Annotated in this window: 13 protein-coding genes and 1 riboswitch; of the genes, 1 reads left to right on the top strand and 12 read right to left on the bottom strand. The window is 43.6% G+C overall.

Features of this window, described 5'->3' with window-relative positions; translation table 11 throughout:
* Positions 1–298 precede the first annotated feature (298 nt).
* Positions 299–664, top strand: a complete 366-nt coding sequence (locus ACVBIL_RS08835) for a DUF805 domain-containing protein (protein WP_447159479.1) — start codon at positions 299–301, stop codon at positions 662–664.
* 93 nt (positions 665–757) lie between these two features.
* Here the strand turns inward: ACVBIL_RS08835 and ACVBIL_RS08830 are convergent, their stop codons facing one another.
* The 12 genes from ACVBIL_RS08830 to ACVBIL_RS08775 all read right to left on the bottom strand — a co-directional run bounded on the left by ACVBIL_RS08830 (position 758) and on the right by ACVBIL_RS08775 (position 16980).
* The gene (locus tag ACVBIL_RS08830) at positions 758–3355 is read right to left on the bottom strand and encodes a glycosyl hydrolase family 18 protein (RefSeq protein WP_447166610.1); all 2598 of its coding nucleotides are present in this window, start codon (positions 3353–3355) and stop codon (positions 758–760) included.
* A gap of 87 nt (positions 3356–3442) precedes the next feature.
* Positions 3443–3526, bottom strand: a riboswitch (cyclic di-GMP riboswitch).
* A gap of 331 nt (positions 3527–3857) precedes the next feature.
* On the bottom strand, positions 3858–4502 hold the full coding sequence (locus ACVBIL_RS08825; RefSeq protein ID WP_447166609.1) for a DUF2076 domain-containing protein: 645 nt from the start codon (positions 4500–4502) through the stop codon (positions 3858–3860).
* Positions 4503–4859: 357 nt separating this feature from the next.
* A complete protein-coding gene (locus ACVBIL_RS08820) occupies positions 4860–6107 on the bottom strand; it encodes a NupC/NupG family nucleoside CNT transporter (protein WP_447166608.1) in 1248 nt (415 codons plus the stop codon).
* 26 nt (positions 6108–6133) lie between these two features.
* Positions 6134–6700, bottom strand: a complete 567-nt coding sequence (locus ACVBIL_RS08815) for an NAD(P)H-dependent oxidoreductase (RefSeq protein WP_447166607.1) — start codon at positions 6698–6700, stop codon at positions 6134–6136.
* 470 nt (positions 6701–7170) lie between these two features.
* The gene (locus tag ACVBIL_RS08810) at positions 7171–7692 is read right to left on the bottom strand and encodes a hypothetical protein (protein WP_447166606.1); all 522 of its coding nucleotides are present in this window, start codon (positions 7690–7692) and stop codon (positions 7171–7173) included.
* A gap of 430 nt (positions 7693–8122) precedes the next feature.
* Positions 8123–10711, bottom strand: coding sequence for an acylase (locus ACVBIL_RS08805; protein WP_447166605.1), 2589 nt, complete (start codon positions 10709–10711; stop codon positions 8123–8125).
* A gap of 356 nt (positions 10712–11067) precedes the next feature.
* Complete coding sequence (locus ACVBIL_RS08800; protein ID WP_447166604.1) at positions 11068–11547, bottom strand: aminoacyl-tRNA deacylase; 480 nt, start codon at positions 11545–11547, stop codon at positions 11068–11070.
* A gap of 165 nt (positions 11548–11712) precedes the next feature.
* A complete protein-coding gene (locus ACVBIL_RS08795) occupies positions 11713–12438 on the bottom strand; it encodes an amino acid ABC transporter ATP-binding protein (protein ID WP_447166603.1) in 726 nt (241 codons plus the stop codon).
* Positions 12431–13111 (bottom strand): amino acid ABC transporter permease, encoded by a 681-nt coding sequence (locus tag ACVBIL_RS08790; RefSeq protein ID WP_447166602.1) that lies wholly within the window; start codon positions 13109–13111, stop codon positions 12431–12433. Before ACVBIL_RS08790 ends, ACVBIL_RS08795 begins: the two co-directional genes overlap by 8 nt.
* Before the next feature lie 7 nt (positions 13112–13118).
* Positions 13119–13862 carry a basic amino acid ABC transporter substrate-binding protein gene (locus tag ACVBIL_RS08785; RefSeq protein ID WP_447166601.1) on the bottom strand — a complete coding sequence of 248 codons (744 nt, stop codon included), beginning with the start codon at positions 13860–13862 and terminating at the stop codon, positions 13119–13121.
* Positions 13863–14384: 522 nt separating this feature from the next.
* Positions 14385–15080 (bottom strand): class I SAM-dependent DNA methyltransferase, encoded by a 696-nt coding sequence (locus tag ACVBIL_RS08780; protein ID WP_447166642.1) that lies wholly within the window; start codon positions 15078–15080, stop codon positions 14385–14387.
* A gap of 1360 nt (positions 15081–16440) precedes the next feature.
* Positions 16441–16980 carry a MarR family winged helix-turn-helix transcriptional regulator gene (locus tag ACVBIL_RS08775; RefSeq protein ID WP_447166600.1) on the bottom strand — a complete coding sequence of 180 codons (540 nt, stop codon included), beginning with the start codon at positions 16978–16980 and terminating at the stop codon, positions 16441–16443.
* Positions 16981–17163 lie beyond the last annotated feature (183 nt).

Below are 17163 nucleotides of genomic sequence, written 5' to 3'. Positions count from 1 at the left end.
GTAACTGGAAATGTGTGATGACAGTGGCACAACGTGCTTGTTGCTGGCGAAAATTCATTCGATGCAATGCGATAGCTTGATGAATGCGTGGTCTTCTGTATATGAATGGTACCGATTGAACTATCAGCTACCCCGAGTCATATCTAGATTAAACTGAACTAAAATAGTGACCTTATTTTAGTTCTTTTATTTTAGCTATCTTAACTTAGTTATCTTATGGGGCTTGAAACTGTGGCTTTTGATTGTTTACTATGCGTGCTAATACGATATTTATCGTCATCATAAAAAGGAACTATACATGGATTGGTATCTTCTTGCTTTTAAAAAATATTTTGATTTTTCAGGCCGCTCAAGACGTAAAGAATATTGGATGTTTGCCTTATTCAATATCATCTTCAGTATTGTTCTATCAGTGCTTGATACCCTGTTTGGTACCATGAGTTTAGAAACCGGATTGGGACTGTTTAGTGGTTTGTATGCGCTAGCGGTATTTATTCCTAGCCTTGCGCTATCCGTTCGTCGTCTGCATGACATCAACAAGAGTGGTTGGTGGTTGCTGATCTTATTGATCCCATTTATTGGTGCGATAATCCTGTTGATTTTCTTTGTGCTTGATAGCAAGACTGAAGACAATAAGTGGGGCTGCAACCCTAAACTGGCTTAATACTGTTATAGAGTTAGCGCGTAAATAAAAATGCCTGTCAGAATGTGTGACAGGCATTTTTGTGAGTGCTTTGCACCCATGGCTGGCTAGGGCTTATTTACAGCCTGCAGCGCCATTATCTACCCATACACTGGCAACGCCAGGCTCATCGCCTTTTGTCCACCACTTTGCTTGCCATTGACGGCCGTTGTGCATCGAGATGTCGTTGCCGTTATAGGCTACGCCATTGCTCCAGCCAAGCTGTACATTGCTGACTAATAACCATTGGTCTGCAGTACGCGATGGCGTGTTACCTTGAGTCCAATATTTAGCTTGCCATACTAGGTTGTCATGGCTAACGGTATCACCACCTGTGTAAACGCTAGCTGATTGCCACGCAGGGTGGTTAGCGGCATCTGGATCGGTTGCGCCGCAGCCGTTATCACCGCCATCATCTTTAACGGTCACTTTTACCATGCTTGAGGCACTGGCATCTAAGCTGCCGTCAGACACAGTTACAGAAACGCTAAACTCAGTTGCCTCTGTTACCCTTGGCGCAGTCATCGTAATGCTATGGCTGCCTTGACCTGTAAAGGCGATATCCGCTGGTACGGTCCAAGCATAAGTTAGCGCATCGCCATCTGCGTCAGCCGCTTTTGCATTTAGGCTTACTTTCTTAGCAGATTCCACTGCAACACTCGCCACTAAGGTTACGCTTGGTGCTTGGTTAGCTGCAGGGGCTTTATTGGTCACAGTGATGGTATCTGTTGCTGACAAGCCTTCGATATCGGTCACTGTCAGGCTAAATTCATATTCAGTATCAAGCTCAACTAAATCTAAGTAGATATTGGCAATGGCGCTATCGTTGTTGCTGATGGTTAGCGCAGGGCCAGAGACTTGAGTCCACAGATAAGTTAATGCGCTGTTTTCAGGGTCGCGAGAGTTGGAACCATTTAGCTCGGCATCTGCCGGGCCCGTCACTGTGATATCAGCACCGGCGTTAGCAATCGGCGCTTTGTTTACAGGTGGCGTTGTACCTTCACCATGACCTAAGCCTTCGTGCATCGCATTAAGTAAATCACCGTTATCGGCATCAATTTCCCAAGAGAAAATACCAGCAAGTTGATTGTCTAATACATATTGGCCTTTGGCTTTAACCGAACGCTCATCATCATAAGTGATTAAATCACCGCTTGAGGCTTTAAATAGGTAAGGCGCTTCAGCTGCAGTGTCGTAACCATATTCCCACTCTGGGCCCATGTGGTTATTAACGATGTCGCGGTAATCAATAACGCCATCTTCCCAAGTACCTTTGATAGGACCTGTGGCAGTACCAGTAAATGGATTGCCATTGCTGTAATCGCTGACGCCCGTCCAGCCGCGGCCATATTTAGCCACGCCTAGAACCAGTTTAGCGGGATCAACGCCTTGCTCTAGCAAGATGCGCGTGCCTTTATCGGCGGTGTACTTAGTGTTTTCTTGCCAGTGACCATCGTAAAGGGCAGTCTGATGGCCTAAATCTGTGTTCTGCCATGCGCCATTGAAGTCATAGCCCATCATAAAGATGTAGTCCATGTACTGCTGAGCGTCGGCGTAATTCACGGCCGCTAACTTGTCATAACCGACGTTGATAGCCGATGTTAGCTGGTAAGTACGGCCTGTTTCAGCGCTTAACTCGTCAAGCATTGCGCGCAGTTCACGCATCAAGGTTACGTAGGTTTCGCCGTCTTTGCTGCTACCTAGGTTAGGGTTAGCGCCGCCGCCACCTGGGAATTCCCAGTCGATATCTAGACCGTCGAAGAACTTCCACGTTAATAGGAATTCACGAGCTGACTCAATGAACGTGGCACGCTTAGCTTTGTCATCAAAGAAGAAGAAGGGATCTGACAAGGTCCAGCCGCCGATTGATGGCAAGATTACTAAGTCAGGTTGCGCTTGCTTAAGTGCCATTAACGCGCCGAAGTTACCTTTGTAAGGCTCGTTCCAGCCTGAAAGACCTGATTGTGACATTTGAATCGCCGCCCATGGATCATGGATTGCGACTTTAAAATCTTCGCGACCTTCACAGGCACGTTGCAACGCTTGGAAGCTACCTTCGATAGTTTTTAAGCTGTCGTTGATACCGTCACCACCACAGATTGGCGTAAAGCCATACAATACGTGAGTTAAGTTTTGCGCGGGCATTTTTTCAACCGGGAACTTTCGGTCGTATACGCCCCATTCAACGTAATAAGTACCGACGACTTTGCCGGTCTTATTTTGGTATGGACGGTTGTTTTCAAGCATGGGGGCATTGAGCGGTTTTAGGTGGCTACCATCGGTATCTGCAACCACAATTTCTTTGCTGGTGCTCATTGAGCAGCCATCAGCATTACATAGGCCAACCTGCATTTGATAGCGGCCACCTTTGCTGACTTTAAATGTGGCTTCACCTGACGCGGAAGCGGGGCCTTGCCAAACTTCATTACCGTCTAAAAATACCTTAGCAAGGTCACCGAAGTCACCGTTCCAAAGGTTCCAGTTAACCGACACATCAGCAGCGTCTTTGACTTTTATTAGTTTATTGTAAGCCGTTGCAGATTGGTCGACTTCGATGATTGAGAATTGTGATTCACCCCAGCCTAAGCTTGGTGTGCCTGGCAGCGCAGCATAGCTGTTAGCCGCGAGCAGTGAAGAAACCACTAATGTGGATATTGAAAGTTTAGCTTGCAAGAGAGTGTTCCTTATTGAGTTTTCAATAAGGCAAACAAAGCATGAGCACAGTTAAACTAGCGCCAAGTGTATTGGTGCTAACTTATGGTTGGCGTCCCCGCTATCTTAGGAAATTCCCTTAGACCGGAAGCTTTGCGTCCCAGCATTTCTACTGGTTTGCCTTTTTCTATAATGTCAGTGGTATTGCTGACAGAGGAATAGAGTAATCGCAAAAAAATATAATGCAATAAGTTATTGAAATTAAGGAGTTTATACTTTTATTGGTGACAGTTGGTTGACATAAGCATGTCCAGATTAGTCACAATATAAATTTGATATGAAATGAGATTAGTTATTGAATTTGCAGGGTTTTAAAATGTGTAACTTGTGGGGCTCGTTTAGTGGTTGCGTTAATAACATCCAAGTGCCAAAAACTCGGCACAAATAAATCGATATTAAAGCCTCTGTGGCAGGCGAATAAAAGCCTATTCGACTACCACAGAGTCAATGTTTTTACATCTGGTTACTCTTCGTCGTCGCCGAAGTCACCACCGAAACCGCCATCATCAAAGCCACCAAAGCTTTCATCGCCACCAAAACCTGTGTTAGCAAACGTGTCTTCGCTAGCATATTCAGAAGCAAAGTCTGAGTTGCCATCTAAGAAGCTTGAACCGCTATCTTCCGTTGCTGCCGTTTCTGTTGGCGCTTCTGTTTCTGGGGTAGCTTCTGGTGCCACTTCAGGGGTTGTTTCTGCTGTTGCTGGCTCATCTTCGCCAAACAGTGCGTTGCTAATTAGGTTACCCGCTACCATACCCGCTGCGACACCTGCTGCTGTTTGCATGAAGCTACCAAATGCACTTGGTTGGCGCACTGGTTGTGGCTGCACTGGCGCAGGGTTAGTACCGCCCATCATGCGGCTCAAGGTGCCACGCTCAGATTCTTTTCTAAAGTGGTCGACTTGGCCCTCTAAAAAGTCACTCTTTGACTTAAGCTCTTTAAGCGCCATCTCTTGCACAATTACGGCTTGAGTTAGCTTGTATACGATATCTTCTTGAGCTCCGATCTCTTGACCGATTAAGCTTTCAGCTTCAGCATCTTTAGGCTTGTTTGGGCTAGCCTTTAATTTGTTAGCAACGTTCTGGATCAGTTCTTGTTCTTGCGGAGTCATGTTTAAATTCCTAAATGTAAGGATACGTCTTTACGTATTTGACGCGCATCCTAGCCTAAGGTTCACTGAGTACGTATCACTAATAATTATTTAGCGAATCAACAGCTTAAATAACTGCCAGTTAACAACAATTAACAAACAAGCAGCTTTAAAAACTTACAAAGATTAAGAGAGTTTTATCTAAAGACGACACTATATAGCCGTTTGCAAAGGAAGGTGTTGGTAGAGGTGGAGGCGATAGTGGCCTAGTTGCAGCAAAAACGGCATAAAAAAATGCTTAGACTCGAACAATGAGCTAAGCATTTTTGGTCATGATAGCCACAGCTTGGTCATAATGACTGCGCGGCTAAAGATGACTTAGAAAGACATAAATAAACCAACAACAGTCGCTGACAATAAGTTAGCCAAAGTTGCAGCTAATAGTACTTTCATGCCTATAGAGGCGATGTAGCTAGACTTGTTAGGGATCATGGTACTTAGCGCGGCAACCACCATAGACACTGAACCTATGTTAGCGAAACCACATAGAGCAACAGTAATGACGGCAACAGACTTAGGCGACATTACTTCGCCAGTTGCGGCAACCACAGTTTCACCAGAGATATAAGGTGCAAAGCCTGCGTAAGCGACAAACTCGTTGAGCACTAGTTTTTGTGCAATAAAGTTACCGGCAACATTGGCTTCAACCCAAGGAACACCAATCAACCAAGCAATAGGTGAGAACGCGTAACCCATTAGTAGCTCAAGAGTTATGTCTGCATAGCCAAATAAGCCAGCCGCCCAGCCAATCATGCTGTTTAGCATGGCCATTAAGCCGATACAGGCAATCAAGATTGCGCCTACAACAGCAGCAATTTGCATACCTGCAATCGCGCCCTTAGCAATCGCATCGATAAAGTTAGATGGTTTTTCATCATCAGGCAGATCCGGTACATGATTCACTGGCTGCTCTGTTTCTGGGATCATCAATTTGGCAAACAGTAAGCCTGCTGGTGCGCTCATAAAGCATGCCATAACCAAATAGCGAACTTCAACGCCCATACCCGCAAGGCCCGCCAATACTGAACCTGCAATTGAGGCTAACCCCCCCACCATGATGGCAAAAATCTCTGATTTAGTTAGGTGAGGGTGCCAAGGCTTAACAAATAATGGTGCCTCGGTTTGGCCACAAACCGTGTTAGCAATCGCATTCATCGATTCAGCTTTAGATGATCCAATGACCTTTTGTAGTCCACCACCGAGAACCTTAACCACAAACGTCATGATGCCCATGTAGTGCAGTAAGCTGACTAATGATGCGGTAAAGATAATCGCAGGTAACACTTGGAATGCAAAAATAAAGCCCAGGTTTTCAACCTGGAAGGTAACCAAGTTACCAAACACAAAAGAGATCCCTTTGCTGGCAAAGCCAAGTACATTGGCAACGCCATTTGATACCGACAACAGCACATTGGCACCAAAGCTAGTGGCGAGTACAAAGCCTGCAATGGTAATTTGAATAATTAGCGCGCCACCGACGGTGCGCCAGTTGACTTGTTTTTTAGCATTACAGAAAAGGTAGCCCACGATAAGTAGAGCTGCGATACCGAGTAAAGATTGCAACATAATGATAAGACCTATTGTTTATTTGATTAATTAAGACGATTAATTGAGTTGATAAGGCGCTCAGCATGTTGCTGAGACAGCTCGATAACCGTGTTTTGATTGCCACCTTCATCGGGTGTTGAATTCATTTCAAACGTGATGATGGTGTCGACGATATCCATTTGCGCCGCTTTAATCGGATGCACTGCAGCTTGTATATATTGCTCCAGTGGTAAAAAGTTAAATTCGCCTGGTTGGTACGAGTTCTCAGTCGCGCCGCAGGTAATCGATAGAATAACTTTTTTATTTTTCAACTTGCCGCCTTCAGGGCCGAAAGCGAAGTTATAGGTAAACACTTCATCAAACCAAAGTTTCATTAATGCGGGGTAGGTGGACCAGTAAAGGGGAAACTGGAACACGACTATACCGGCTTGGCTCAGTAACGCTTGCTCTGCTTGGACGTCAATCTGATAGTTGGTACATGCCTCATCGAGTTTATGGATCGTAAATAGACGGGTCGTATCGAGTCGTTTAAGGATTTCTTTATTAGCAACGGAGCGGCTGAGATCGGGGTGGCCCGAAACAAGCAGGACGTTACTCTTCATGTCTTTCATGTTTTCTACACTTAAAATTAGTCAAAAGTAAAATTAAAGTGCACGTAGTCTCCTCTGAGTTTGATACACGAGGATGCCCATCGCTTTATAAAACGAGGATATAAAATCTGCCTAAAAGCCGAGTTTATAAATTGGTTTTATAAGCGTTATATTTTGGGTCTAGATCTACGGCGCGCTAATATTGCATAGTGGCCAGATAAAGTAGATTGGCTTGATGAGTTATTGGAATTAGAGTCACATTTAGCGGATAAGTTGAATATGCCTTAAGCGGTATTTGAATGGGGAATGGTATAAAATAGGCTTGGTTTTGTTGATTAAAAGCTTATTTATTAGTAGGTTAATTAGCTGGCGCTTAATCGTTGTAGGCGTTTTTGGGGCAATAGAGCGTAATGATGGTAAGTCGTAAGCCGCAACGTCATATCAGAGTCTCAATGGTGAACAGAGTCGTACTAGTGGGATAAACGTCTGGGCTAGTTTGGCTTTCTTCTTAACGAAATATCACCGCTAATAATTTCGACTCTTTCACCTAATAAACTAACTAGTTTGGCTTCTATATGCATCGACATAGGAAATCGGCTGTCGGGTTGCTTGATAATGACTTCTGCATAGGTTTTAACGCGATTTGATAGGAAGTAATAAGTACCATTCCATAAACAATCAAAGTAAAAATCAGACTCGCTTAAGTTAATATTCTCGAGACGATTTTTAGAATGCCTCAAGTAATTATCAGTGGTGATAATACTGCAAGTATTGTTAGGGCTGCCATCAGTGTGAGTAAACTTAAACGTCAGTGCAGACTTATTATTTAATTTGCCTTGGTGGCCACCCAGGTATTTGTTGAGCTCAATAGTTTTGGCTACATCACTATTTGATACGGTTGTTGATGTAGATACTGCTTTGGGAACAGAGCGCTCACCCGCTTGAATTGTTATGGACAATAGCAGCAAACTTGCCGCCATAAATAAAGCGCTAATCCAAAGTCGAATATGCATGTCGCTTCCTTGTCGCTTATCTAATTATGCTAGCACTCTACTGGCGCTTAAATAAATCATGCACTCGAACAAGCATTTCAGCAAGTTTTGATATGTAATTAAGTTATTGATAATTAAGAACGCCATTGAAACACTATTTGGCGATATCGGCTGATGTCATTCGAAGTTGATGTAGGTTGTCGCTCGCAAAAGGCGACGTGGATGATGCCGGCTTACTTTGCAGTCGTTACGTTGAGGAGTGGTAGGCTTAAGTGATAAATACCAAGAGGGATAAACCTAGGTTTATCCCTCTTGGTCGTTCTCTCGATAACCCATTAACGAATAACTTAGGCTAACTTTTTAAGCTAAAGCTCAGCTATTTTTCAAGCTAAAACGTGGCTAAAAAAGTGGCCTTAAAGTACGCTTAGTTGTACTTAAGTTGCGTTAATCATTATTGCTTTTGTGCACTTAGCTCGACCGTTGACTCAACGGCCGCGGCAATATCACTTTCAGTAAATAAGAAAGGACGGAACTGCTTGCTGCTAGAATAAAGTTCACTTTGGTCATTAAATTGTGGGCTTAACATATTGCTCGACTGTGAGTACGTTAAGATGCCTTTAGCCACTGGCCCTTGATCGGTAAAGCTCACCGCCATCATCCAGCTTGAACCATAACGGATAGCATAGCCTTGCTCAGATAGACCCGATGCCAATGGTTTGCCGGTAACGGCATCCATCACTGCGGCATACTCATGCTGAGGAACTAGCGTATCGTCACCCGATAAACGGGTAGAGAATACGTTAAAGCCCCCCTCGGCATTATGGGTACCAGGCCACGGCAATTTAGTACCTGATGGCGTGCCATCCGGGAGTGACTTTTCAACAAACTGCACAGTGCCCATGGCGGCATCAACATCAAAACCTGCGGCTTCAACGTTTAACGCTGCTTTGGCAAAGGCGACTAAGGCGCTGCCATCTGTGGCTAGAGTGTTTGGTGTAGTAGCGGCATTATTGGCATCAAATGGGACGGTAAGCATACTTGCTTGGTCAAATTGATGGGCGAATTCTCGTACTAGAGCACCAGCAATGCTGTCGTTATCTTGCTTGCCGTTCCACTGTTTAAGCGCCGTACAAGCTGCGCTGATATCTTTAGATAGGGCAGCGCTAACCATTACAGGTGTATCGCCTTGAGCTTCACATTGGGTAATTAAATCAGTAAACACCAAGCTATTAAGATAGATGTCATTAGCTAGTGCAGCCGCTTCTAACTCATCGATATTGAACTTACCATCTTCACCCGCCGCTTCTTCCATCAGCTTTAATGCCATACGGGTACGTAGAGACTGTTGTCCACGCTCAGCGCCATACATTGCAGAGTAACCTTCAAGTGGTTGGCTTAAGTTGGTTGACCAAAACGAGTTATTAGAGTTTTGCACAAAGTCAGTGCGCTCAAGCTTGGGTGCATGCTTGTAGGCCATGGGTTTATCAAAGGCAAACATAGAGTCGTTGCCCGGTAAGATGGTAAAGCCAGCCTGCTCACGTGTGGCAATAATACCGGGGTGAGTTTTTAACAAGCTATTGGCAATACCCGATAGGCCTGGAACGGTAGAGTCATCAATATAGAAGGTATTTCCCTCTTTATCTGCATACATGGTGTTATTAAAAATTACCCCATCGTAGTTTTTAAAGGCTTGCTGAAACTCATCTAAATTGGTCGCTCGGTTCATGGCTAACCAATGATCGATTGGATCTTTGTTAGCCATATTGGCATCTTGCAACATGAAGGCTTGGCCATCATCCCAACCAAATGGGGCTTGGTTAGCCGGCGCTTCTGCAATGGGGCCTTTTGGCGTGGTGTAGATATCTTTTTCTGCCACCAACATACCCGCTGGGCCGCCATTTACCAAAATCTGTACCGTTTCTTTAGTGATTGGCATAGCCTCATCATCAAACAGATACTGCAGGCGATCGCCACTGACTAGCTCAAGGTTATATAACACAAAATGTTCAGCGGTTGAGAAGGTATGTGTCCATGCAACATCTTTATTAAAGCCAATGTTAACCGTGGCAGGCATACCGACTAGTGAACCTCCCATTACGTCGATATGACCCGGAATCGTCAGGTGAGATTGCCAAAAACGTAGGTTACCAGTATGGGGAAAATGCGGATTACCCAAAACCATACCTTTGCCATTTTCAGTCTTGTCTTTACCTAAGCCCCAACCGTTTGAACCGAGATCGCGTGGGTTCGTCTCAGGTGTCGTAATAGCACTTTGATAAGCGATAAATTTGCTATTCACATCATTAATAAAGGCGGTTTGCGCTTGAGATGGAGCAGGGCCGACAATGCGCGGCAAATATTCTTGGCCATCCCCCGGGTTAGCGTAAAAAATCAGATCGAGAAAATTTGCAGCACCTGGCAGTAACGCGATTGAGAACAAGTAATTAGCTACATCTACGCCATCAATGGGCTTAACCCACGGCTGACCGGCACAAAAAGGTTCACCGACTTGAGTTCCCGCTTCAACATCGGCTAGAAACTGGTTATAACCAGCACTGAAACCTTCCATTAATGCACGTGAATTGTAGCTAAAGCTTGGGTATTGCGTTTCCGCTTTTTCACGGATCTTCAGTGCCTTGTAGGCAAAGTCTGAAATTAAGTTGCCGTTGTCTTCAGCCGTTGGCAAGCCCGTGGTGAAATCGATAGAAGCATGAGGACCAAAGTACATCGAGCGTTCAGAGTTAGCCTTGATAAACCCATCAGCGAGCACACATAAGTTGTCTTGAGCCTGAGCATAACCGCTGCCAAAACCTAAGCTTTCAAGATTGTCGGCTTGGATATGGGGGACGCCATAAGCGGTGCGGCGAATTTGGGCTTTAAGCTGCCCTTCTGGGGCAAAAGCTTGCAGCGGAGGGATCACTTCAGGTGTGGGTTCTGGTACAAAGAGTGAGTCACTTTTGTCAGTTTCTTCATAGCCGCAACCGGTTAAAACAACCGTCGAAGCCATCCCCAAAGCGAGCACTAACTTATTTAAGCGCATTAAAAGATCCTTTTTATTGTGTTGTTCCATCAATCATTGTTGATGGATACTTTTATTATTTCGGATGTCTTAATTTTGATAGTAAAACATATGCTTACTGAACTAGTGAACGAATAAGTACCCAAAATATTTTTATCAAATACGACAAAGACATGTTGGTTAGTTAACCAGTCATTTAAACGTTTGCCTACATCTTGTTAACTTTTGGGCGTGGGGAATAGAGCTGCCAGAAGGCTGCTGTAATTAAGATGATAATGGAACTAATAGAGTGAGCTTTTAATAGTAATTAAGTCGGTTTTTAGCGAGTTGTAGCGCCGGAGTGTGCCGGCGCATATAAAGGATTTTATGTAGAGCTGTTAATGAATGTTCTGGTGGCTGAACCGCAAATGCTTGGCATCTTTTATTAGCCTGACAAAAGCTTCGCGGTTCATGTGCACCAAGCTGTTATGATCGCCAGCCTCAAAGTAGATCTCTTTCGCTTCGACCAGTAGATCGTCGTAAACCGCCTCGAGGTTAAACGCATCGCCTAAAGAAGGGATCGCTCCTTTTTGGCAATCGCTAAACATGTCATAAACTTCCTTTTCTTCAATCAAGCGTAGATCGCGGTTTAGCTTGTCGCCTAATGTTCGTAAGCTGACCTTATGGTTAGCTGGCAAGACAGCCATGACTCTTCGTCCTTGATGGTCTTCTAAAATCACCGCTTTAGCCAACTTTGATAGGGGGATATTGGCTGCAATTGCACTACTTAACGAGCTAGAACTATGGGGGTGAGGCACAAGCTCATAGTCAACGTTATTGTCATCTAGATACTCATTTAATCGGGCTGAAATAGACATGGTGTTACCTCTTAAAGGCTAAATGATGCTATCTATTATTATAGTTCAGGGGGCTGGTCTTGACTGAGAAGGAAAAGCGGTTATAGAGACGTTTTATCGTGGCCGGCACAATATGGTAAGCTCTACGAGAGCAACGTTTTTAGACCCTACTCTCGTAATTTGGTGTTACCTCAATACCTTGCTTAAAAACGCCTGGGTCCTGGCTTCTTTAGGATTGCTAAATAAAGCTTCCGGTTCACTTTGTTCGACAATTACGCCGCCATCCATAAAGATCACTCTGTCTGATACATCCCGTGCAAAGCCCATCTCGTGGGTAACAATCACCATGGTCATGCCTTTCTGGGCGAGTGATTTCATCACATCGAGTACATCACCGACCATTTCTGGATCAAGCGCTGATGTGGGTTCATCAAATAACATCAGCTCAGGCTTCATTGCTAACGCTCGTGCAATGGCTACCCGTTGTTTTTGTCCACCTGATAGGCTCGATGGATAGGCATCGGCCTTATCTTGTAAGCCCACTTGCTCAAGTAGCTTATCGGCTTCAATGTCGGCTTCTTGTGCAGTCATCAAACCAAGCTTTACTGGTGCCAAAGTGATGTTTTGTTTCACTGTTTTATGAGGAAACAGATTAAAATTTTGAAACACCATGCCTACTTTCTGTCTTAGCTTATCAACGCAGGCGCCCGCTGCAGTAATTGATTGGCCATCGATGATAATGTCGCCTTGATTCGGCTGCTCAAGTAAATTGATGCAACGTAAAAATGTGCTTTTACCACTGCCTGATGGACCAATAACACTGACTACTTCACCTTTGTTAATTTGCTCACTAATGCCTTTGAGTACGTGGTTGTCAGCAAAGCTTTTATGTAAGTTATTTATTTTAATCACTTTGTTTTAACCTCGTTTCGAATTTAGACAGCATAAAGGTAAAAATATAGGTCAGTAGCAAGTAAATAATGGCGCAAGTAAACAGTGGCACACTGTCTTCAAAGGTGCGGCTACGGATGATTTCACCTGCCCTCATTAAGTCCACGCCACCAATAAAGCCAATCACTGCAGTCTCTTTGAGTAACACAATAAACTCGTTACCTAGCGACGGCAGAATATTTTTAATCGCTTGCGGTAAAATAACGTCTTTCATGGTCGACCAGTGTGACAAACCTAATGAGCGCGCGGCTTCCATTTGGCCTTTATCAACAGCTTGAATACCTGCTCTTATGATCTCTGAAATATAAGCGCCACTGTTAAGGCCAAAGGCGATGATTGCTGCGGTGATTTTATCAACATCTAAAGATGCCAGAACAATAAAGTAAAGGATCACTAACTGTACAACCACAGGTGTGCCCCGAATAACGCTGACGTATAGATTAGCAGGCCATCGTAAATACCATTTTGACGACATCTTCATCAAGGTGGTACCAATACCGAGAATTGACCCCATTATCATGGCAAAGAAAGTGACGATGAGCGTGACTTTTAAACCATTTAAGATGAGGTAAATACCGATTAAGCCATCTTCGCCAATAGGGGTAAATAAAGAGTTAACTATTGCATCTATCATTAGCTGCTCACTTCATGTATTTCGTCACAAGGGCGTCGTACTCGCCATTGCTTTTCATTGATTTAAGGGTGCTGTTGATGTTGCTAAGTAGCTCGGTTTTGTTCTTTGGCACAGCGAGTCCATAAAATTCGGGCTCGAAATCTAGCTCAATCATTTTCAGTTGTGGATTTTTATTCAAAAAGCTAGTTGCGGGTTCACTGTCAAAAAGCACTAAATCAACTTTGTTATTTTTAAGCTCCATGACGGCTTCAAAACCGGTATTGAATGCGGTGACTTGTTGGCTATAAGTCTTTGCCATAATGTCGCCTGTAGAGCCTAGCTGCACCGCAATACGTTTACCATTAAGGTCATCAATACTGTTGATACTGTTATTGTCTTTATTAACCAGTACCATTTGTGTGGCTTCATAATACGGAGATGAGAAGTCGACACTGGCCTGGCGTTCAGGTGTGATGGTCATGCCCGAGGCGATGAAGTCGATTTTACCTGAGTTAAGCGCGACAATTAACGAGTCAAAGTTCATGTTTTCAACCTTAAGCGTTTTACCCGCATTTTTGGCTATCTGACGCGCCAAATCGATATCAAAGCCCTTGATTTCATCTCCGCTGACACCGCCTACGTATTCAAAAGGGGGAAACGTTGCATTGGTGCCTACCACAAGTACATCATCACTTTTACCGCAACCCACGAGTAATAAAACACCTGCTAACCCCAAACCTAAACCCGCTATAGCTGACATCGACTTTTTCATTTTTAGTTCTCTTTATCAAATGACTTAACTGGCAACGACTATAATCGGATTGAAAATTAATGCAATAATTATGCGAAAATAATGACTATTAATTCATTGGTGGTGGTTTTTATGGTCGGTTTTTAGTCGTTTTAGCTTGAATTTAACGGCCTGTTAACAACCGTGTGGTAAGGGCGAGGCTTTTATTGGTACGATTTTTGGATTGTGGCGTGATAAAGTTGGAGTTGAATAGTTAGTTACTATTTTCTTAGGTGGTGAATGGTGAATGGTGAATGGTGAATGGTGAATGGTGAATGGTGAGGTGGTAAAGCATTAGAGATGGAGCTGTACATGTTTAACGATAAGGTTATCGAGATTAGCTTCTAGATAGCTGAAGTGAAATGATGTTAAATACTGTTGCACTTGTCTTTATACAGCTACTTTACTGCCATTTTGTCGCGTTGTCGCGTTGTCGCAGTTTTGCTTTGCCGTTTATAGCCCCTAATGATTAACCCAAGAGGGTTAATCATTAGTATGTAGCTGCTAGATTTTTACACAGGTAAAAATAGCATTGCCTGACTGGCCATCCCACGAGATGATCTTATCGTAATCATGCTCGAACATGTGCACTTCAAAGTAAGGTGCTAGCAATTGTTGTAACTGATCAAAGCTGACTGCCACCATAGTGTGCTCATCTTGCCAAGACTGAGTCACTAAATCAGTGGTTTTCTCGATACTGATTTTAAGCAATTGCTTCTCGCCATCGCCGCAATAATCCCAACCTGAGCTAAAGGTGAAATCACCACTGTCGTGTGCGAGTTGATGCTTAATAAATGAATCGTTAACGATCATCTTTTTTTCAACAGCATTAAAGCAAAATACACCACCAACATTCAGTGCTTTATGGGCACTTGCGATACAAGCTTTTAGCTTTTCAATTCCGTCACTATAGTGAATTGAATATAAAAAACAGGTGATTAAATCGAGCTTTTTAGCAACGCTAAATGCACACATATCCTGTAAGCTAAACTCAGCCTCAGGGCAGTGTAACTTAGCAATGTCGAGCATTGGCTGGTTAATATCTAGACCTTGGCTTTGATAACCACTGTCGATGAAATATCTAACGTGTGGACCTGTGCCGCAAGCAAGGTCAAGGTGGTTTTTGTCACCATTGCCAAAGATTTGATGCAGTCTGCGAATGCACTCACTTTGTGCTGAATAGTTAATTTCAGCGCACATTAAATTGTAGTAACTCGATAAGTCAGTATATAACGCGGTAGTTGGTGCGGTAAGCAAGGCTGTTGACCTGTAAATTGGGGTGCGGCATCTTATACCAATCAACATTATTTACGACGAATATTGCAGCAGATTGAGATCTAAATCTCGTTATATCAGCATAAACTTAATAAATTGGATTCGCTACAAGCTTGCTAAAGAAGGACTGAGCCAATAGTACATAATGGATATTATTAATCGGGCTGGATAAACCTTGCTAGTCAATGCAGCGGTCAATAAAGTCTACTGCCGTTAATGAGTGGCGGTAATAATGAGTGATGCGATTAAAAGTGAACTGAATAAACCAATGCACAAAAATGCATTGGCTATGCAAGATCGCGGTAAGTGATTTTAGCCATCACAGGCTACTTGGCGGGTTAACCCTTGTTACTCGCTAACTTGAACGCCATCATCGACTTCATCGTCACTTAACTAAGGTGTTTTACTAATATCTAGCTGCGAGAGTGGGTTGCCAGTGGCCCAAAGCGCTCTGAGTTTTTACTCAAATCTAGCTGAGTCAGCTTTGACTTAGTGATAGAGATTTCTATGAGTTTAGGCTTGTGGCTGACATCAACTAGGCTTAATTGAGGCCCTGCAATCCAAAGTACTTTTACTGCCGGAAAGTGACGCAATTCATCGACGTTATTGACCTTAGCATGACGACAAACGAGCGATTGCTCATCGCTGTAGGATCTTCAACCTTTTGTGCCAACACACAGTTTTAAAGGTACTGTCTTGGAACGGAATATCATTAACGTTCTGGTAATCAGGGCCGACGCAACTGCTACTAATAATCAGGGCTAAAAGAGCCATGGCTAGCGGTTGTGTACAATGCATTTTTTGGCATGATTCTTTATGGTGTCATTGGTGATAAAGTTAATAAAAACAACGTGTAGGCTGCTTTTTATGCGAGTGTTTATATTAGCTTTAATCCGGCGCAGAGTGCTGTTATATAGGCCGACTATGAGCAGACCGTATCAGAATATGCTGGCGTAGGGGGCTATTGAGCTAACGCAATAGCAGGATCATTGTGGAGGATGTGAATAGCGCGAATAACAATCAACATTAAGCAAATAACACTTTAATGCTCCGCTATCTGCAGGCTTTAGCTAAAAAAGTGATTTGCAAAAATGTAATACACGCAGCGTTATCGCTAAAATAGGTGGTTGCTCACTTTGTGTATTGGTTTAGCAAATCTTGCAACCCGCGAGCACTGAATAATCTTTAATATCATCAGAAAAATGGAGTTTAGTATATGTTGAGACGCTATGCCTAAATAGCCGTTTATTGACAGTTTATGCTGCGCCCCACACGGTTTTACTCACTAATATCGCCCTTGGAATTGCATTCGCTTAGGGTATTGATCGTTGTCGCTGTCGCTGTTCATGTTTTGTGTAATTCGGCGCATCATATCGTCTAATTGATCCAATTCATGACTGCTCAATGCTGATAGCATCTTCTGCTCTTGACTATGTAGTTCGGGCATAACCTCTTCGACCAAGTCTTTACCTTTAGCTGACAGCACGACTAACTTGCTGCGCTTATCTTCATAGTTATCACAGCGCTCAATTAATCCTGACTCTTGTAAGCGGACCAGCACTTTAGTCAATCCCCCAGAGCTAAATAGCAAACTTTGATACAGCTCTGTAGGCGAGAGTACGTGGGGGGCAGGTTGACGACGAAGGCAACTAAGTAAGTTGAAGTCAATGGGCTGCAATTGATAATGGCCAACGCACTCAGTGATAACTTGGATAAAAATGTTATTTACCTGAGTCAGTCGCAATAAAGCTGGGTAGGAAGTTTTTGCACACTCAGGCCAGTTCGCCGCATTCTGTTGCAGCACTTCTTCCATACTCTTTTCCACTTGCGTTACCTCTCAAAATCAATATTTTGCGCACAATATACCTTGCTGGAAAGCTAAAGGCTATCTAGTATCTTTCGAGAAAGAATCTTTCTTGAAAGGTAGTTTGCGTCAGCCTATATTTAGCTGCTGAAGCATCACTTTTCAATCGATAAAAAATGTAATTGGAAGGTCTTTCAAATAGTT

Source organism: Shewanella sp. 125m-7 (assembly GCF_052977045.1).
This window is presented reverse-complemented; position numbering and strand designations above follow the sequence as displayed.